The sequence below is a fragment of the Maridesulfovibrio zosterae DSM 11974 genome (assembly GCF_000425265.1).
GTDB lineage: Bacteria > Desulfobacterota > Desulfovibrionia > Desulfovibrionales > Desulfovibrionaceae > Maridesulfovibrio > Maridesulfovibrio zosterae.
The window spans coordinates 507,931-526,649 of record NZ_AUDC01000011.1; the positions used below are offsets into that span (position 1 = coordinate 507,931).

General features: G+C 43.5%; 17 protein-coding genes. 13 read left to right on the forward strand and 4 right to left on the reverse strand.

Annotated elements, in window-relative coordinates; all coding sequences use genetic code 11:
* Positions 1–22: 22 nt before the first annotated feature.
* The 3 genes from H589_RS0106555 to H589_RS20900 form a co-directional block, all read right to left on the reverse strand.
* A complete protein-coding gene (locus H589_RS0106555; RefSeq protein ID WP_027721281.1) occupies positions 23–1,846 on the reverse strand; it encodes a biotin/lipoyl-containing protein in 1,824 nt (607 codons plus the stop codon).
* Between the two features lie 817 nt (positions 1,847–2,663).
* Positions 2,664–2,840 carry a FeoB-associated Cys-rich membrane protein gene (locus H589_RS20770; protein WP_156891667.1) on the reverse strand — a complete coding sequence of 59 codons (177 nt, stop codon included), beginning with the start codon at positions 2,838–2,840 and terminating at the stop codon, positions 2,664–2,666.
* 165 nt (positions 2,841–3,005) lie between these two features.
* Positions 3,006–3,179 carry a hypothetical protein gene (locus tag H589_RS20900; RefSeq protein ID WP_169433109.1) on the reverse strand — a complete coding sequence of 58 codons (174 nt, stop codon included), beginning with the start codon at positions 3,177–3,179 and terminating at the stop codon, positions 3,006–3,008.
* Between the two features lie 294 nt (positions 3,180–3,473).
* Here H589_RS20900 and cbiM point away from each other — a divergent pair, with 294 nt between their 5' ends.
* Positions 3,474–4,082 (forward strand): cobalt transporter CbiM, encoded by a 609-nt coding sequence (gene cbiM, locus H589_RS0106575; protein WP_027721283.1) that lies wholly within the window; start codon positions 3,474–3,476, stop codon positions 4,080–4,082.
* Between the two features lie 153 nt (positions 4,083–4,235).
* Here cbiM and H589_RS0106580 read toward each other — a convergent pair whose 3' ends face one another.
* Positions 4,236–4,928, reverse strand: coding sequence for an aspartate/glutamate racemase family protein (locus tag H589_RS0106580; protein WP_027721284.1), 693 nt, complete (start codon positions 4,926–4,928; stop codon positions 4,236–4,238).
* A 623-nt stretch (positions 4,929–5,551) separates the two neighbouring features.
* Here H589_RS0106580 and hmcA point away from each other — a divergent pair.
* The 12 genes from hmcA to H589_RS0106640 all read left to right on the forward strand — a co-directional run bounded on the left by hmcA (position 5,552) and on the right by H589_RS0106640 (position 18,686).
* Positions 5,552–7,195, forward strand: coding sequence for a sulfate respiration complex hexadecaheme cytochrome HmcA (gene hmcA, locus H589_RS0106585; RefSeq protein ID WP_027721285.1), 1,644 nt, complete (start codon positions 5,552–5,554; stop codon positions 7,193–7,195).
* Between the two features lie 29 nt (positions 7,196–7,224).
* Positions 7,225–8,283 carry a sulfate respiration complex iron-sulfur protein HmcB gene (gene hmcB, locus H589_RS0106590; RefSeq protein ID WP_027721286.1) on the forward strand — a complete coding sequence of 353 codons (1,059 nt, stop codon included), beginning with the start codon at positions 7,225–7,227 and terminating at the stop codon, positions 8,281–8,283.
* Complete coding sequence (gene hmcC / locus H589_RS0106595) at positions 8,283–9,455, forward strand: sulfate respiration complex protein HmcC (RefSeq protein ID WP_027721287.1); 1,173 nt, start codon at positions 8,283–8,285, stop codon at positions 9,453–9,455. The genes hmcB and hmcC overlap by 1 nt, the downstream gene beginning before the upstream one ends.
* 20 nt (positions 9,456–9,475) lie before the next feature.
* Positions 9,476–9,637: a sulfate respiration complex protein HmcD gene (hmcD, locus tag H589_RS0106600; RefSeq protein ID WP_027721288.1), complete on the forward strand. Its 162-nt coding sequence runs from the start codon at positions 9,476–9,478 to the stop codon at positions 9,635–9,637.
* A 23-nt stretch (positions 9,638–9,660) separates the two neighbouring features.
* A complete protein-coding gene (hmcE, locus tag H589_RS0106605; protein WP_027721289.1) occupies positions 9,661–10,338 on the forward strand; it encodes a sulfate respiration complex protein HmcE in 678 nt (225 codons plus the stop codon).
* A 38-nt stretch (positions 10,339–10,376) separates the two neighbouring features.
* Positions 10,377–11,765, forward strand: a complete 1,389-nt coding sequence (gene hmcF / locus H589_RS0106610; RefSeq protein ID WP_027721290.1) for a sulfate respiration complex iron-sulfur protein HmcF — start codon at positions 10,377–10,379, stop codon at positions 11,763–11,765.
* Between the two features lie 60 nt (positions 11,766–11,825).
* A complete protein-coding gene (locus tag H589_RS0106615; RefSeq protein WP_027721291.1) occupies positions 11,826–12,719 on the forward strand; it encodes a universal stress protein in 894 nt (297 codons plus the stop codon).
* A 98-nt stretch (positions 12,720–12,817) separates the two neighbouring features.
* The gene (divK, locus tag H589_RS0106620; RefSeq protein WP_027721292.1) at positions 12,818–13,171 is read left to right on the forward strand and encodes a DVU0259 family response regulator domain-containing protein; all 354 of its coding nucleotides are present in this window, start codon (positions 12,818–12,820) and stop codon (positions 13,169–13,171) included.
* Between the two features lie 138 nt (positions 13,172–13,309).
* Positions 13,310–13,672: a DVU0259 family response regulator domain-containing protein gene (divK, locus tag H589_RS0106625; protein ID WP_027721293.1), complete on the forward strand. Its 363-nt coding sequence runs from the start codon at positions 13,310–13,312 to the stop codon at positions 13,670–13,672.
* Between the two features lie 81 nt (positions 13,673–13,753).
* A complete protein-coding gene (locus H589_RS19330) occupies positions 13,754–15,709 on the forward strand; it encodes a response regulator (protein WP_035075230.1) in 1,956 nt (651 codons plus the stop codon).
* Between the two features lie 110 nt (positions 15,710–15,819).
* The gene (locus H589_RS0106635; RefSeq protein WP_027721294.1) at positions 15,820–16,251 is read left to right on the forward strand and encodes an RrF2 family transcriptional regulator; all 432 of its coding nucleotides are present in this window, start codon (positions 15,820–15,822) and stop codon (positions 16,249–16,251) included.
* A gap of 164 nt (positions 16,252–16,415) precedes the next feature.
* Entirely contained in the window at positions 16,416–18,686 is a 2,271-nt protein-coding gene (locus H589_RS0106640) for a PAS domain S-box protein (RefSeq protein ID WP_027721295.1), read from the forward strand.
* Positions 18,687–18,719: the final 33 nt, after the last annotated feature.

Sequence of the window (18,719 nt, forward strand, 5' to 3'; positions counted from 1 at the left end):
CTATTGCGGTTAAGTGTTGAACTTAGACGGTCATCTGAGCCAAAGGCTGTCCCTGCTTAACCTGATCGCCCGCAGTTACGGAGAAAGAGGTTACAGTTCCAGCTTTTTGTGCTTTGACTTCCATTTCCATTTTCATGGCTTCCATTATCACAAGTGTCTGGCCTTCCTGCACAGCAGTTCCAGGTTCGACACACAGTCTGATAATCAAACCGGGCATTGGAGCAGCAATAGGCTCCGTTACGCCAGCAGGAGCTGCAGTCCCATCAGTTGCGGAAACAGCATCCCCGACACCTATATTGTAGGTTTTGCCATTAATAGTTGCTGTACCACCGTCAACATTAACTGTGTATGACATACCGCCAACAGTTACATTAACAGGGCCGGAACCTGTACCGCCACCGACTGTTGCGCCAAGTTTCTTAAGCTGCTCAGCTTCGACATCTTTTTTGTAGCGTATACCTACGCGGGCATTACCCTTAAGGTAGCTGACCCCTTTATCTTTACATGTAGCAATAATGAATATATTTTCGTCAGTAAGCTCAAAACCTTCTTCTTCACAGATTTTGCGTGCAGGAGCGAGTCCTTTAGTAGAATCTGCATCATTGATTTCAAGCGGAGTTTTTTTGGTAGGCTCGAGCCCCATCTGCTCTGAAGCAAGTTTAACAATTTCTGCATCAGGCTCGACCGGAGTCTTTCCAAAATAACCAAGAACCATTTTACCGTAACCATCAGCAAATTTTTTCCAGGGACCAAACATAACGTTGTTGAATGCCTGCTGGAAATAAAACTGAGAAACCGGAGTCACAGAAGTACCGAATCCACCCTTGCGAACAACTTCACTCATTGCCCGGATAATTTCAGGGTAACGATCCATCAGGCCGTTATCTCTGAGCATCTGAGTATTTGCAGTGAGAGCACCTCCGGGCATAGGACTGAACGGGATCATTGGATCAACCTGTGTTGCTTCAGGCGGCAGAAAATAATCCTTCATACAGTCACGGAAAACATCTTCAGCGGTAATAATCTTATCAATATCAACATCGATAGTGTAATCTGTTCCGCGCAGAATATGCCACATGGTCACTATATCTGTCTGGCATGTTCCGCCTGAGGCAGGGGCCATGGACAGATCTATTGCATCAGCACCGGCTTCGATTGCAGACATATAGCAGAGTCCGCCGATACCGGCTGTTTCGTGAGTGTGAAAATGAAGCATTACATCTTCGGGAAGCATTTTACGGGCCGCTTTGATCGTTTCATAGACCTTGGACGGAGTAGACGTTCCTGAAGCATCTTTAAAGCATACGGAATCGAAAGGAATATCTGCATCAAGAATTTGACGCAAAGTCTTTTCGTAGAAAGCAGCATCATGTGCCCCGGAGCAACCTGGAGGCAGTTCCATCATGGAAACGACCACCTGATGCTTGAGTCCTGCATTAGCAATGCACTGGCCGCTGTAGATCAGGTTGTTGACATCATTAAGAGCGTCAAAATTTCGAATTGTGGTGATGCCGTGTCTGGAAAACAGATCAGCATGTGCCTTGATGACGTCACTTGACTGTGATTCGAGACCGACAACATTAACACCACGTGCGAGTGTCTGTAGATCGGCATCAGGACCTGCGGTCTCTCTGAACCTGTCCATCATTTCAAAGGCGTCTTCGTTGGAATAAAAATAGAGGGCCTGGAACCGTGCGCCTCCGCCAGCTTCAAACCAATTAATCCCTGCTTCTCTAGATGCTTCTACAGCGGGCAGAAAATCATCGGTTTTAACTCTGGCCCCGTAAACGGACTGAAATCCGTCACGAAAGGCAGTACACATGAACCTAATCTTCTTCTTGGCCACTTCCCCTCCCTATGGTTTGAGAATGAAAAGTATCTCCGCAAACCGAACGGCTTGCAGTAAAACATTCTTGTTAAACCCAAATTTTAAAAGGAAACCAGTAAGTTACGAGAACAAATTCGTCTAGCCAGGTATAAAATGCGGCAATGTGACGAGCTGAAAGTGAACCTTTAGTAACACATTCTTCTGACAATTTCAGCAAAAAAGAGTGGCTAAAAAAAAATTTAATGGTTATCCTAAAAAATTGTGTATTTTTGAGACTAAACGCCATTAACAATTTCCAGAACAGAATAAAGTAAACATACATAAATGTCTGTTTTATAGACAGTTTTTCTTTAAATATATAGCTTATACCGAAAGACCGCCTACCTATATAACAATTTCTCACTTTTAAAAACAAGCTACGACACTTGCTAAAAAGTTCACAAATGAACGCTTAATTGAGCGAAAAAGAACAATTTTGAAGTTTACAAAACTATTCGATTAACATTTTTGTGTTTAAGGCCCCACTTTGTCACTTTTTAATCAAAAGAGCTGAAAACTCGTAGTTATTTGAAAATCAAATAAATTTAACCAATTACTATAAAAGAAGACTCTTATGAATATATTACTCGCTGTTAGCACTCTGTATAAAATAGTCATTAAAATGCGGACAGGCACGAACTATTGTTTTTTAGACATTATTGCGAAGATACCAATAAGCACACCCTCAATAAAAAAACCGCCCTTTTCAAGGCGGCTCAAATATCCATAAAAATTTAATACCTTATACTTTCAACAATAAAAACGGTATACCTACTTATTTTTTCTAAACAGATTACTACTTTTGTTCATTACCACAGTTACAGTCACCAGCTGAATTGCAGTCTTTATCCTTATCTTTTGAAATAGGACATTCACAACCGCAACTGCAAGACGATCCTGATTTACCAAACCAATTCCACCCAAGATATACGACTGCCACACCTAACAATATATATACAAATATGTTCTGCATAACTCATCTCCAATGACGTTAATATCAGTATTATACTTTATAATTAACATTCATATCAATGAAGTCAATCACTGTGAAAATCAACTGAGTAGCTTATGGCTCTGAAAAGCAAAAAATCCTTTAGCCTTAATTGGGCTAAAGGATTTTCAGGATATAAATATTTATCTAAGCCAGAAAACTATGCAGCACACTGACAATTTTATTCACTGGTCCGGGGAATCTTTCAATCAAATTTTGACCAGCTATATATGCAGCTACTATAAACGCTGCAAACCCACCGTAAACGACGACATCAAACATGACAGGAATAGCCTTTTCTAAAAATTTCTTTTTATGCATATTTTTCCTCCTGCGTCTAATTTAGCAACTTGCGGGCCAGCTTCGAAAGATTCTGTATTAATAAGTCCTGACAGAGATAATTAGGCATAAATATTCCAGATGTGTCAGTTTTCAGTCACATTGGTGGAGCAATCCACTTCACAGATATGGATCGCATCAAAAAGCCTTGACATGGCAAAGTGTGTGCCATACTTTTCCAAAAAGTATGCAGAGACAAGGACCTGATTTAATTTTATAGTTCTTAACTGTCCTGCTTTTTTTAGAAAGGTTTGCTAACAAATAAGGATTTGCAATATGCATATATCTGAAGGCGTCTTATCTATTCCGGTACTCGCAAGCGGCGCAGTAATAGCAGCAACAGGGACCATAATCGGACTCAAAAAGCTTGATTCTGAGAAACTTGTATCGGTGGCATTACTCTCCTCAGTCTTTTTTATTGCCTCCTTGATCCATATTCCAATAGGACCATCCAGCGCTCACCTGATCCTAAGCGGCCTAATGGGAATAATGCTCGGTTGGGCTGCTTTCCCGGCAATTATGGTTGGACTACTTTTACAAGCTGTTCTTTTTCAATTTGGTGGTCTGACTGTCATCGGTGTAAATACCACTACCATGGCACTTCCAGCCGTGACATGTTTTTATCTGTTCAGACCTCTACTTAAGAAAAAAGGTTTAAGCATGAGTATAGGAGCTTTTCTATGCGGTGCAGTCTCCATTGCTCTTTCATCGATACTCACAGCACTAGCACTATCCTTCACCGACGAAAGTTTTATCGGCGCAGCACAACTCCTTATCTATAGCCACATCCCAATTATGATTATTGAAGGATTTATCTGTGCATCAGCATACAGCTTCCTGCAAAAAGTTAAGCCGGAAATGTTTTTAAGAACTCAAGAAACATAAGCCATATTATTTTAGATTACGCCCAACATGAACTTAGCTTATCTTGAACTTAAATAGTGTGCCCATATTTACCCTGCCATAATGAAAACGGCTTATGAGAATTTCTCATAAGCCGCTTTCTACTGTATGTTTTTGATACTTATAAGACACTGACTAGTCGAGAATATAATCAAGAGCCAAATCCACATGAACTTTAACTGTGTCAATAAGCGGTACTGAAACATCTTCAGGGCGCACCAAAAGCCCAATTTCTGTACAACCCAGTACAATTGCTTCAGCTCCTTGTGTGCACAGTTCATTAATGACCTTCACATAACCATTTCTGGTTTGATCCATAATCTTACCGCAACACAACTCATCAAAAATTGATCTATGCACAAACTGCCTATCTTCACGCTGAGGAGTAATGACTTTCAGACCAAACTTATCGTTAAGCGGCTTTGATAAAAAATCCTGTTCCATAGTAAAAGCAGTCCCTAACAGCCCTAATTGCGTAGCTTCTGCACTCTTTGCTCCAACAGCAATTGCGTCTGCCATATGCAGCAACGGTATATCAATTGCTGCTTGAACAACTTCCGCGGCTTTATGCATAGTATTAGTAGCAATGATCAAAGCATCTGCACCGGCAGCTTCTGTTCTTCGGGCTGCTGATATCAAATCAGCACATATTGCATTCCAATCATTATTCTTCATATTTTCTGCAAAGCCCGCAAAATCGACACTGTTGATGACCATTTTACATGAATGAAGTCCACCAAGCCGTGCTCGCACGCCTTCATTAATAAATTTGTAATACGAAACCGTAGACTCCCAGCTCATTCCCCCAAGAATTCCTAAAGTCTTCATAAAAACTCCTTTAACTTTTTTATGGAAGAAGTTCATCACATCTAACTGAACTAAAATAGATACAAGACGGGCAAATTTAAAAGATACAGAATAATCACACTTGTTATTTTTATAAAAATTCAAATCATGAAATCAATCCATATGAAGTCCCCAGCCCCCTAATCATCTTATTAAACTAAGCTCTAAATCATACTTGGAGAGAATGTTTTTTAACTTAACATTTTTAGAAACCTCGCCTTAAACCCAACCATTCAATTTAAATTAAATAATTATTACAATTAATTAGTTAATAGAAAATAAGACTTTCAAATCTAACTATAAAAAACATAACCATCAAAATCATACAATATTTTAGTCCTAATTTTTCCCGGACACCCCTTGACGTAACCTCGATTAATAACATACCTAACTGGCAGGTATAAAAACCTATCAACAAAGGAGGTATTAATACCTCCTCAACTGATGGGGAATGAGACGCACCGGTTCGTGTTTACCGTTATTTCTTGAAAGCAGTTTTCCGTGGAGGAAGTAATTGTTGGAAGTAACGAAAATTGCATTGAACGGAGCAACAAAGTCCTTAAGCATAAGCTTACGGTCAATTGCATTGAGAGGGGATCGATATCATGGCAAACGGAAAAAAATTATTGCGATTGTCCGGTATCCTGATCGTCCTAGCAGGGGTGCTTGGCTTCCATATGGAAGCATTAAGCATGGTCGGAACCCCGCAGGGTGAAGGTAATAAGCGTCCTGATCTTATCATGATCGACACTATTGCCGCACAGGAAAAACTGGAACTGCCTGCGGTTGTGTTTCTCCACGATACACACACAAAGGCTATGACAGAGCAGGGAAAAGACTGTACTGCCTGTCACCAAAAAGACAATGGGGCCATTTCATACAAGTTTAAAAGACTTGAAAATGGCAGCCCTGAGCATCTCAAACAAATTTACCACAACGGTTGTATCAGCTGTCACACTGAAGATGCAAAGGCTGGCAGGAAAACAGGACCTCAAGTAGGTGAATGCCGCAGCTGTCACGTTGCTGACCCAGAACTTGCCGCTGACAGAACTCCAGCTGGAATGGACAATGTACTCCACTTCCGTCACTGGGATTCCAAGCTCATCGCCAAGGACGCAGGTCAGAACACCAACTGTGGTACCTGTCACCATCAGTATAACAAGTTTGATAAAAAACTTGAGTACGTAAAAGGACAGGAAGAAAATTGCAGTTCATGTCACACAGCAAAACCTGAGGGTGATGTTAAACTGACTACTTCTGAAGCCTATCACGGTCAGTGTGTATCCTGTCACCTTGAAATGAAAGCTGTCAAAGCCGAAAAAACAGGCCCAGTAAAATGTGCAGGCTGCCATGGAAAGATTAAGGCTGCTGACATTAAAGAAGACAACGCTGCGACCCTGAAAAAGCTGGGCGGAGAACTGCCCCGCCTCCCCAGAAATCAGCCTGATGCTGTTCTGCTCACCGCTCCGGTGGATGAGAATACAAGTGTAAAAGGCACAATGGCCTCTGTAGCTTTCAACCACAAAGCCCACGAAAACTTTACTGATTCATGCAGCTCCTGCCACCACAAAACCATGAATAAAGCATGCTCCTCATGTCACACCGTTCGTGGTTCTAAAGAAGGTGGTTTTGTTACTCTTGATCAGGCTATGCACAAAGCTGACAGCAACAGGTCCTGTGTAGGATGTCACGCTGTAAAACAGAAAGATCCCAGCTGTGCAGGATGTCACGAACTGATGCCTAAAAACGTAATCAAGTCTAAGGAAACCTGTGCGGCCTGTCATAACGGTCCGGCTTCAAATTCCAGCGCCCCCGTCAAGATGGAAGCCTCCGCCAAGGCTGAAATCGCTAAATCGCTGATCATGAAGCGCCCCACATCTCCTGTCCTGATTGCAGAAAAGGATATCCCTGAGTTCGTAACCATCAACGTCATTGAGAACGAATACAAAGCCAGCAAAATGCCTCATCGCAAAATCATCATGAGTATGATGGACAAGATTAAAGGTAACAAGTTGGCCGACACATTCCACAGCACACCTCTAACTGTGTGCGGAAGCTGCCACCACAACAGCCCTGCAAGCAAGACTCCTCCGAGTTGTGCAAGCTGTCATGGCGGTACCTTTAAAACTCAGGACGGACGTCCGGCCCTCAAGGGTGCTTATCACGGTCAGTGCATGACCTGTCATGACGCTATGAACCTTGAAAAGCCTGCTTCAACTGACTGCACCGCATGTCACGCGAAGAAATAAAAACGGATAGCCTGAAGGAGAACAAATAAATGCTACGCAGAACATTCCTCGGAGTGCTGGGCGCAACCTGTGTGGGAGCAGCTCTCCCCACAGGAGCTAAAGCCGGAGGCAAGGAGTTCAAAGGTTATCCCGGAAGTAAGGGTGTACTTTTTGACGCTACCCGCTGCATCGGCTGCCGCAAATGTGAAGCGGCATGTAACAAGGTCAATAATCTTCCCGAACCTGAGAAGAAATTTGATGACCTGTCCGTGCTAGACACAAAACGCAGAACTGATGCCAAAACGTTCACTGTTGTTAACAAATACAATGGACCTGAAAATCCTGTATTTCGTAAATCTCAGTGTAACCACTGTCTTGAGCCGGCATGTGCATCAGCATGCTTTGTAAAGGCATTCAAAAAACTGCCCAACGGTGCTGTTGTTTATGATGAGTCGGTTTGTGTAGGCTGCCGTTATTGTATGGTAGCCTGTCCTTTTGAAATTCCTACCTACGAATATGATGAACCCCTCACTCCCAGAGTAATGAAGTGCACTATGTGTGCTCCCAGACTGGCTGAAGGCAAACTGCCCGGCTGTGTTGAAGGTTGCCCAAAAGAAGCACTGGTATTCGGAGAAAGGGACGAACTTATTAAAATAGCCCGTCAACGCATCAGACGTAATCCAGACCGTTATATTGACCATCTTTACGGTGAAAACGAAATGGGTGGAACCAGCTGGATGTACCTTTCCGGTGTGCCTTTCAATGAAATAGGCATGCGCGAGGACCTCGGCACCAAATCAGCACCAGAATTGACTGCAGGCGCACTGGCAGCCGTTCCTATGGTTGCTGGTCTCTGGCCTGTCCTTCTCGGCGGAATTTACGCTGTGACCCAGCGTAACAGCAAGGTAGCTGATGAAGAACGTAAAGAAGCAGTGGACAACGCAATTGCAAGAGCAAGCGCGGAAGCTGAAAAGACTCTCTCCGAAGCTCTTAAAAAGGCAGATGTTGCCAATAAGCGCCAGATCGAAGTTGAGGTCAAGAAAGCTGTAGAAGAAGCCCTTGCTCCTAAAGAAGAGCAGGAAGAAAACAGCGAGAAGGAGGAATCCTAATGTCCACCCCGGCGAATAACGGTCCTAAATCGGCCTTTAGCACCTTCAATCTGGTAGCAGGTGCGATCATCATTGTTGGTCTGATCATTACCGTGATCAGGTTCACGCAAGGTATCGGCTCTGTAACCAATCTTGATAACAACAACCCATGGGGCATCTGGATCGGATTTGACCTGCTCTGCGGTGTTGCTCTCGCAGCCGGTGGATATACAACTTCCGCAGCCTGCTATATCTTCGGACTCAAGCGTTTTCACTCCGCTGTACGTCCGGCAATCCTGACAGCATTCCTCGGCTACGCCTTGGTTGTTTTTGCATTGCAATACGACCTTGGACGGCCATGGAGACTGCCATACCCTATATTCTACCAGCAGGGCACTACGTCCCTTCTTTTTGAAGTGGGTCTGTGCGTTATGCTGTACCTGACAGTACTCTTTATTGAGTTCACACCGGCCATGTTTGAATGGCTTGGATGGAAGAAGGTCAGAAAAGTAGTCGTAAAACTGACTCTTGCTCTGACTATCTTTGGTGTTGTCCTGTCTACTCTGCACCAGTCTTCTCTCGGAGCACTGTACACAATTGCACCGTCTAAACTTCATCCCCTGTGGTACTCACCATATATGCCGCTTTACTTTTTTGTTTCAAGTATTGCTGCTGGTATGTCCATGGTCATCTTCGAAGGAACTCTCTCTCATAAAAAGATGCATCATATGATGGATGAAGAATACCTCAAACATCACGATGGAGTTGTCCTCGGATTCGGTAAAGCCACATCTCTGGTTCTCTTTGGATACTTCTTCATTAAGATGATTGGTCTGGCATACGACAACAACTGGCATTACCTCACATCAGGTTACGGACTTCTGTATATGACTGAGATGCTCGGTTTTGTTGCACTGCCATGCTTTCTCTATGCTGTCGGTGTACGCGACAAGAACCTTGGTCTGATCAAGAAGGCTGCTATCATTACTGTGCTCGGCATTGTCTTCAACAGATTCAATGTTTCCCTTATTGCGTTCAACTACCACCTGCCCTCTTCCGAGCGCTATTTTCCCAGCATGATGGAGATAGGTATATCCGTATTCGTGGTCACTATCGGAGTTGTAGTTTTCCGTTTCATTACCACCCGGATGCCCATTTTCTTTGAGCACCCTGATTACAAAAGCGACCACTAAGCCGCTTAAGGAGAAATCAAATGGAAGCGCATAACTTACAAGAATATTACACCTTCACTAAAGGTATAGTATATTTGTTCATGGGCGGAGCACTGGTTGGCGTCACATTGTTCTGGCAGTTCCTCATGGGTGGAAAGGCTAAACGGGACGAAAACAAAAAGACGTACGGCAACCACCACTAGCCGGAACTCGAGGAGAAACTATAATGTACGAACTTCTGACAGGTCCTTTGCTTTGGCTGGTTTTCGCAATCAGCTTCGGCGGCTTGCTGGTTAGAGTAGTGCTCTACTTTAAGGGCCTCAGCCAGCAGCTTGACCGCGTTGCATACCGCCCCCATCTGTCCTACGGACTGAAAGGTGCATTTAATTCAATTATCAGCTGGCTTAATCCTGTTGGCGCACGCGCCTGGAGGATTCGCCCCGGCTTTACTCTTATATTCTTTGCATTCCACATAGGACTGCTTTTAACCCCGATACTCCTTACAGCACATAACGTAATGCTGCAGGAAAATCTGGGATTCAGCCTGCCACAACTTCCTGCATGTATCGCTGACATTCTTTCATGGACTGTCATTGTTGCCGGACTATTTATGGTCCTGCGCCGTATTGCATTTCCGGAAGTCAGAATCCTTACCACAGCATATGACTATCTGCTGCTGGTGATCACTGTAGCACCATTTGTTACCGGGCTTATTGCTCGATATCAGGGTGGAGACTATCAGTTCTGGTTGTTGGCCCATATCATCACTGGCGAAATCTGGCTCTTGTGCCTGCCTTTCACCAAGCTCAGCCACTGTGTATTGTTTTTCTGTTCCCGTGCTCAGCTCGGAATGGATTACGGTATTAAACGTGGCGGCATGAAAGGCTCCACCTTCTCCTGGTAGCAGGAACAGATTAATCAGCCACATAGAGGAGAAGCAAAATGCCTCAAGGTAAGCTTTGTAATAGACAGCCAATCAAGACTGACGAGCAGCTTAAACTGACTCTCGCAGATAAGAGCGGCATACAATATTATGCTGAAATGGAAGAACTGGATGTAGATACAGATCTACTTTGGTCAACTATCCAGAAGACAATGAAATCCAGAACAAAAACCTGGCTGGAAATTTGCGCACACTGCGGAATGTGTGCGGAAAGCTGTTTTCTATATCAGGTAAATGACAGGATTCCTGAACAGGTTCCATCATATAAAATCCAGTCAACACTGGGTCATATCGTTAAGAAAAAAGGCAAGGTGAGCAACGAATTCATGCGTCATTGCATGGAAGTTGCGTGGTCACAATGCACCTGTTGCAACCGTTGTGGCATGTACTGCCCCCACGGTATCGACATGGGCGTAATGTTCTCTTATCTGCGTGGTCTTCTTTACTCTCAGGGATTTGTACCATGGGAACTCAAAATCGGCTCCGGTATGCACCGCGTATACCGTGCTCAGATGGACGTCACCACTGAAGACTGGGTTGAAACATGTGAGTGGATGGCTGAAGAGACCGAAGAAGAATGGCCGGGGCTTACTATTCCGGTGGACAAGCAAGACGCAGACATCATGTACACCTGCAACGCACGTGAGCCGAAACATTACCCGGAAGACCTTGCTGAAGCTGCAATTCTTTTCCACGTAGCCGGAGTGAACTGGACTGTTCCATCTGAAGGATGGGAGCAGACCTCACTTTCCATGTTTGCCGGAGACTGGGAATGCTGCAAAGACAATGTTAACCACGTATACAGCGCCATTGAAAGACTGAATCCCGCAAGGGTAACAGGAACAGAATGCGGTCATGCTCACAGAGCAACCGTAATTGAAGGTCCTTACTGGGCCGGACGTCCTGATGGACTTCCTCCCAAACCCTACATTCATTATGTTGAATGGCTGGCAGAAGCTCTTCGCGAAGGCAAGCTTAAAATTGATCCCGCTAAAAGGATTAAAGAGCCTGTAACCCTTCAGGACTCATGTAACTATGTTCGCAACCAAGGTCTTAAAGACGTTACCCGCGAAATTATAAGTTACATCGTTGAGCCTGGGTACTTCGTTGAGATGGCACCAAATAAAGAGCACAACTACTGTTGCGGCGGCGGTGGCGGATTCAACGGAATCGGACGTTTCCGCGAACAGCGTAACGTTGCCCTCCGTAAAAAAATGGATCAGATTCTTGATACTGGCTGCAAGCTTGTAATTGCGCCCTGCCATAACTGCTGGGATGCTATTCGTGACCTTGAGGAAGAATATGAAATCGGCATCCGCTGGTCATTCCTCAAACCTCTGATCATCGGAATGCTCGATATTCCCGAGGGTATGCGCGTAGAGTGGTAGTAACACATGATTAATTGTCAGGTGTTTATCTAATATTGTCCGCAACGAATGAGGTGTCACATGTTTAAAAAAATCCTATTGGCTACCACCGGCTCGCCGGCAAGTTTTGGTGCTGCCCGTGTAGCTTTTGACATGGCAAAGCGCTATGGCTCTGAAGTTACGATCTTCCATGTTGTAGGTGTGCCCACAAAGGCATTCTCACATGTTGTCAATGACGTACGTACAGGCGAAGAAGTTGAGATAGATGACGAGTATCTCTCTTGGGTTGAAGAAGAGCTCAAGACCACTTTCGCCAAGCAGTTTGCAGGAGCTGACAACGCTAAGATCGTTCTGAAAACAGGTGTGCCCTCTCGTGAAGTACTTCGCGAAGCACGCAAAGAAGACTCCGATCTCATCATTATGGCTGCAAGCTCAGGTGAGAACGTGACCTTCCATAAAGGCTACCCCGGTAGCACTCTGCAGAAAGTAGCAAAAGCAGCTCGCTGCCCGGTTCTTTCTGTTCACCGTGAATCTGCTTCATACTGGGGTGGGTTCTCAAATATACTATTTGGTACTGACTTCTCAAAACAGGCTGAAAGTGCATTTAAATTCGCTTTGTCCACAGCCCGTGAACTCGACTGCGACCTGACTATCTTCCATGCCCTGGATATCAGCGGCAAGGTTCTGGACCAAAATGAAATCGAGGAAAATCTCCTCGTAGCCCGCAAGCGCACCCGTGAAACATACGTACCGCTCATGGGTGATTTCAAAAACTATGACATCGAAGTATGGGAAGGAACTCCCTACGTCGAACTCGTCAAACTCGCACGTGAAAAAAGCATAGACCTTATTTGTCTTGCACATCACACGAGTGAGCTTGATCCGGAAAGAGCACGTATCGGCTCAACTGTTGAGCAGGTCATCCTCAGGGCAAACTGCCCTGTGGTAAGCGTCAGCAAACCCGATAAGGTTTAGGTTTAATAACTGAATCGAAATTAATCCATTGGTTCCGGCAACAGGACAAAATCTGTTGCCGGACATTAAAAGGGTAGAGATTCACAGGAGGAGTTATTATGTCCAAGAAGATTTTAATTATAGATGATGATCAGGATATCCGTTCATACCTTGGCGATCTTTTTACTGATAACGGTTATGAAACCGTAATGGCTGAAGATGGCTCTGTTGCTATGGATATTGTTGAAAGCGAAAAGCCGGATCTGATTACGTTAGATCTGGAGATGCCGGGCGAGTGGGGGCCACGTTTTTACCGGAAACTCAGCCAGAATGATGAGCTGAAAAGAACACCGGTGATAGTGATCAGTGGCCTTCAGGCAAATAAATACGCTATTCCCAAAGCAATAGCTACGTTGACCAAGCCCTTCGATGCAGAAGAGCTTATCAAGATTGTCAAAGAAACAATCGGCTAGCTCGGGAATACATATCGGCAGTTTAGTGAGGCTTCACTGGGCTGCCGATTTTTTTAACTTGTAAGAATGCAGATGTACGGTGTAGTCTTCTCTCCACAGGTTATCCTAACCTGCTAAAATCATTACAAAGGTAACTTTATGCCAAAAAAAATAATGGTTGTGGATGACGATCCCTACATCGTGGACTATCTGGTAAATGTTTTTGAAGATCACGGGTATCTTACATGCAGAGCTTCTGATGGAATTTCTGCCTATGATGTGGCAATGGCTGAAAAACCTGATCTGATTACTCTGGATCTGGAAATGCCTCATGAATGGGGTCCTAGATTCTATAGGAGACTGACTCAGGAAGAACAATTTTCTGATATCCCGGTTATTGTTATCAGTGGATTGCCTGGTATTCATATGGCCATCAAACGGGCTGTCGCCACAATAAAAAAGCCTTTTGATCCAACAGAAGTCATTGAAATAGTAAAAAAAGCATTAGATCAACACGACTAGTCGAGAACAAATATCGCGCTGTCGTATTTTTCTATTACCGGTTATAAACCGGATGTGGGTCATGCGTTCCGGGGGAGCAGGATGAGTAACAAGAAGTTGATGCTGGTTGACGATGAGGAAGGAATAAGACGCTTCCTAGGTCTCACCTTGATGGATCTTGGGTATACTGTTGAATCAGCTGAGAACGGAAAGGCTGCTCTCGAACTTCTTGTGTCATTTCAACCGGACATAATTCTTACTGATATAAAAATGCCGCGTATGGACGGAATTGATCTGCTCAAAGCCGTCAAATCAGACTATTCTCACATTGAAGTCATCATGCTCACCGGCCACGGAGACCTTGACCTGGCCATTGAATCCCTTAAATTCGAAGCCGCAGATTTTATTACTAAGCCAGTCAATGATGAAGTTCTCGAAATTTCTCTTAAAAGGGTCATAGAAAAAATCGAGATGAAAGACCAGATTAGAGAATACACCGAGAATCTTGAAAAGCTGGTTGAAGAAAAAACTCAGAGGATTGTTGAACTTGAACGCCAGAATGCAGCTTGTCAGGTTGTTGAAGGTTTAAGCTCTGCCTTAGCCAGTGCAGCTGATGAAGTTGAGACCGGAAGTGGTCTCTTTAATGAATTGCCATGTCTTGTATCGATCCACACCAGATATCTCGAGATTGTAGCCACCAACAAACTTCTTAAAGAACGCCTCGGTGATGTTGTGGGCATGAACAGTTTTGATATATACTCTGACCGTAACTCCGCAGGTAATGCATGTCCTGTGCAGCAGACTTTTGCTACAGGTAAAGGTCAGCGTAGCAAAGAGACGTTCATAGGCAAAGATGGAGAAGAAATCCCTGTTACTGTTTATACTGCCCCACTGCCAAACAAAAACGGCGACATTGAGCTTGTTCTGGACATTTCAGTGGACATGACAGAGCTTAAGCGACTTAATGATGAGCTACTCGAAACACAGTATAAATTTCAACGCCTGTTTGATGAAGCTCCCTGCTATATTTCTGTTCAGAACAATGACTACTCTATTTCTGAAGTAAACCGCCGTTTCAAAGAAGACTTTGATGAACCTCTTGGGCTGTCATGCTACTCTGCGTACAAACACAGGGATACACCTTGTGAAGAGTGTCCGGTGCAACGCTCTTTCAAAGATGGTGAAGCACACCAGATGGAAACAGTAGTCACAACAAAGACTGGAGAGCAAAAAAATATGCTGGTCTGGTCTGCGCCTATTCGCAATGCTTATGGCGAAATCAAGCAGGTCATGGAAATGTCTACTGATATCACAGAAATACGCCGCCTGCAGGATCATCTCACGTCTCTTGGTTTTATGCTCGGCTCCATGTCACACGGAGTTAAGGGAATGCTCACAGCGTTGGATGGAGGTATTTACCGCCTTGAGTCAGGTCTTAGAAAACAAGATAATGAACGGGTGGAAGAAGCCAGTAAGGTTTTAAAAGATGTTGTCGGCCGAGTAAAAAAGATGGTCTTGGATATACTTTATTACGCCAAATCACGTGAAATTGAAGTAGAAGAAGTACGTGCAGGGCATTTTCTAAATGATACTGCAGCCCTCTTAGTCCCAAAAGCTGCTGCAACAAATGTTAACTACACAATAGATATTCCAGAAGAATTAGGGACCATTGAAATAGACTCCAGCTCCATGTCAGCAGCACTGGTTAATTTCCTGGAAAATGCTGTAGATGCCTGTGAAATGTCTATTCCTGACAAAGAACACCAGATCAAAATCTCAGCTCATGACGATGGCAACAAGGTTATTATTACCATCAGCGATAATGGATCAGGAATGGACCAGGAAACTAGAGAAAAAATATTCACTCTCTTTTTTTCCTCTAAAGGAAAACGTGGAACTGGAATAGGTCTTTTCATATCCAACCAGACAATAGAACAACATGGTGGAAAAATTAACGTTCAATCTGAAGTTGGGCATGGCACAACTTTTACCATTACCCTGCCGCGTAAAGCCAATCCTGCAAAGCTGCAGTCCATTGATCCATGCCATAGGCAATAATAGTCTTTTTAAGTAGGAAATTTGCTCGTTTTGATTAATTCCGAATTCTGATCTAAAGTCATTATCAATTAAAACAATTACGTTAATCTCAAACAAACTGAGAAAACTCCATGAAACTGACTACCAGATCCAGATACGGAACAAGACTGCTACTTGATATTGCCCTGCACTCCGCAAATGGTCCCGTCCCCAGTAAAGATTCAGCCCGTAGGGAAGAGATTTCTCTTAAGTACCTTGAAAAAATCCTTAAAATCCTTAAAGAATCCGGATATATTATAGGTAAGCGCGGCCCGAATGGCGGCAACATACTCACAATGGAACCTGACGAAATTTCTCTTGGCAGACTCACACAGGCATTAGAAGGAGATGAAACCGTACTTGACTGTGAAGGGGATGTTACGACTTGTCCTCGCGCTGCAGTATGTCTTCGCCGCTCTATTTGGGATGATGCCAACCGTGCAATGTACAAAATGCTAGATTCATATACTTTGGCCGATCTGATCAAAGATGCAAGACTTTGTCCCATGGATAGAAAAGAATAATCACTATAGAAAGTCTACTCAGGCTTTCAAAGAATCTACGGTCCATATACTCCACACCATAAGCCTGAAAGTAAAGGTTACTTCCAAATGGTAAATGAGTCTGAATCTTCAAAATAACGTTTATAAAAAATCATATACCTTTTTTTCAGCCTTCGGAGGCAATCTTGCTCAAAAAAATCCGTCATAGTTTGATCATGAAAATGATCCTCAGCGGAGGTGTTGCACTATTGCTCAGTGTTATTCTGTGGACAAGTTTTAACATCATCTTCTTTAAAAAAAATGTTACAGAAAATGTTCTCTCTGATATTGCAATGCTGTCTGACACTGTGCTGCTCAGTCTGCATCATGCCATGATGCTGGATTCCAAAGATTTTATTCAAAATGATATAAACAACATCAGCAGGCAGGGTGATATAAAATCTATAAGGGTCATTAATAAAAAAGGACGTATTATTTATTCAAATGACCCGAAAGAGATTAACAACATAATAGATATGCAAAGTCCTCCATGCTGGAAATGTCATCAAACCACTCCTCCTCCAGACAAAATGAGCCTGCAGCAGCGTAGCAGAACCAAAACTATGAACGGAAAAAGGATTATGGGAATCATGACTCCTATTCCGAACTCGGAAGGATGTTCCCCAGGGCCATGTCATGTCCATTCAAAAGACGAAAGACTGCTCGGACTGCTTGATCTTGAAATTTCAACAGAAAAAAAGAATGCCATTCTATACACATTCGAACGGGCTAATTTCGGAATTGCTCTTGTAGTTTTTTTTGCAACCTTTGCGGCATTATTTATTTATGCCTATAATTTCATATTCAAGCCTATACGTAAGCTTATCAAAGCAACCAAAAATGTAGGTTCTGCAAAAGATTTTGTTGAAGTACAGCTTGATCAGACTGACGAGATCGGAACCTTGTCAGATGCATTCAACATGATGGGCAGGCAAGTTCAGGAAAAACATAAGGCACTCATAGAGCAAAAGGAAGAGTACCGGGATCTTTTTGAGAATGTTCCTTGTCTGGTAAGTGTTGTTGACCTTAATTTCAGGGTAATCAGGCATAACAAAGCTTACGAAAAACATTTCGGCAAACCTCGTGGCAGACAATGCTACCAGATTAATAAGGACCGTAATACCAAGTGTACAGAGTGCCCTGTTGAAAGAACGTTCTTTGATCTGACTCCTCATATGAGTGAAGAATCAGGCCGATCTAAAACAGGTAAAAATATCCACTGGATTGTGTACACGTCACCAATCAAAGACCGTAACGGAAAGATTGTTGCCGCTATGGAAATGATGATTGACATCACTAGAAGAAAAGAACTGGAAGAGAGGCTTGCTGCTTCTGAACAACGATACCATGCCATTTTCAACTCTATTCCGGGGGCAGTATTTGTACTGGATGCCGACACTCTGAATATCCTCAACTGCAATGATCCTGTTGAAGAAATATACGGATATACATTTAAAGAAGTTGTCGGACATTCTTTTCTATTGTTCTTTAAAGAAGAAGAGCGCCCGGACTATGAACATCTTCTCAAAATTAAAGCAGAGATCGGGCCCTGTTCCCAGTTACAAAAATCCGGCAGCCCCATCTATGCAGTACTTCGAATCTCACCGGCTGAATTCAATGGCACAAAAACACTTATCGTCACCTGCAGTGATGTGACTCAGAAGCTCAAGGCAGAGCAACAACTTATTCAGGCCAGCAAAATGAGTACCCTGGGAGAGATGGCATCAGGAGTAGCGCATGAACTTAATCAGCCGCTATCAATACTCAAAACTATCAGTAATCTCATGATGCGCAAAGTATCCCGCGAACAGTATATTGATCCTGAAATACTCACAGAAATGGCTGATGGTATAAATTCTCATGTCGATAGAGCCAGTAAAATAATTACCCATATGCGTGAATTTGGACGCAAGTCAGATCTAAAAACGATGCCCGTTCAGATTAACGATGTGCTTAGGCGCGGTTTCGAATTTTTCAGCAGACAACTCAGGGTCCGCAACATCACCGTTGAATGGGATTTAAACAGCCACGTACCTATCATTATGGCAGATTCCAATAGACTCGAGCAGGTAGTCATCAACCTGCTCATCAATGCTCGTGACGCCATAGAAGAACACTGGTCAAATAAAGTTCCGCTGGCCGATGACAAGAAGATTTATATCTCAACAACATATACAGATGAAAATGTCATAATAGACATATGTGACACAGGGCCTGGTATTCCTGAACAAATTAAGGGAAGACTATTTGAACCGTTCTTCACGACCAAGGATGTAGGAAAAGGGACAGGATTGGGACTGTCAATCTCATATGGGATTATTAAAGATTACAACGGAAATATCAGCGCATCTTCCAGAAAAGGACTTGGCGCATGTTTCACTATAACTTTTCCACGCGGAGACTTGAACAAGCAGTAAATCGAAGCAACGTGATACTAACTCATGATCAAA

Bases quoted from the DNA above. Each gene is read 5' to 3' on its own strand.
- divK (WP_027721293.1), top strand. From the start codon at position 13,310: ATGCCAAAAAAAATAATGGTTGTGGATGACGATCCCTACATCGTGGAC.
- hmcD (WP_027721288.1), top strand. From the start codon at position 9,476: ATGGAAGCGCATAACTTACAAGAATATTACACCTTCACTAAAGGTATA.
- hmcC (WP_027721287.1), top strand. From the start codon at position 8,283: ATGTCCACCCCGGCGAATAACGGTCCTAAATCGGCCTTTAGCACCTTC.
- hmcB (WP_027721286.1), top strand. From the start codon at position 7,225: ATGCTACGCAGAACATTCCTCGGAGTGCTGGGCGCAACCTGTGTGGGA.
- H589_RS20900 (WP_169433109.1), bottom strand. From the start codon at position 3,179: ATGCATAAAAAGAAATTTTTAGAAAAGGCTATTCCTGTCATGTTTGAT.
- H589_RS0106635 (WP_027721294.1), top strand. From the start codon at position 15,820: ATGAAACTGACTACCAGATCCAGATACGGAACAAGACTGCTACTTGAT.
- H589_RS20770 (WP_156891667.1), bottom strand. From the start codon at position 2,840: ATGCAGAACATATTTGTATATATATTGTTAGGTGTGGCAGTCGTATAT.
- H589_RS0106580 (WP_027721284.1), bottom strand. From the start codon at position 4,928: ATGAAGACTTTAGGAATTCTTGGGGGAATGAGCTGGGAGTCTACGGTT.
- hmcA (WP_027721285.1), top strand. From the start codon at position 5,552: ATGGCAAACGGAAAAAAATTATTGCGATTGTCCGGTATCCTGATCGTC.
- hmcE (WP_027721289.1), top strand. From the start codon at position 9,661: ATGTACGAACTTCTGACAGGTCCTTTGCTTTGGCTGGTTTTCGCAATC.
- H589_RS0106615 (WP_027721291.1), top strand. From the start codon at position 11,826: ATGTTTAAAAAAATCCTATTGGCTACCACCGGCTCGCCGGCAAGTTTT.
- hmcF (WP_027721290.1), top strand. From the start codon at position 10,377: ATGCCTCAAGGTAAGCTTTGTAATAGACAGCCAATCAAGACTGACGAG.
- cbiM (WP_027721283.1), top strand. From the start codon at position 3,474: ATGCATATATCTGAAGGCGTCTTATCTATTCCGGTACTCGCAAGCGGC.
- divK (WP_027721292.1), top strand. From the start codon at position 12,818: ATGTCCAAGAAGATTTTAATTATAGATGATGATCAGGATATCCGTTCA.
- H589_RS19330 (WP_035075230.1), top strand. From the start codon at position 13,754: ATGAGTAACAAGAAGTTGATGCTGGTTGACGATGAGGAAGGAATAAGA.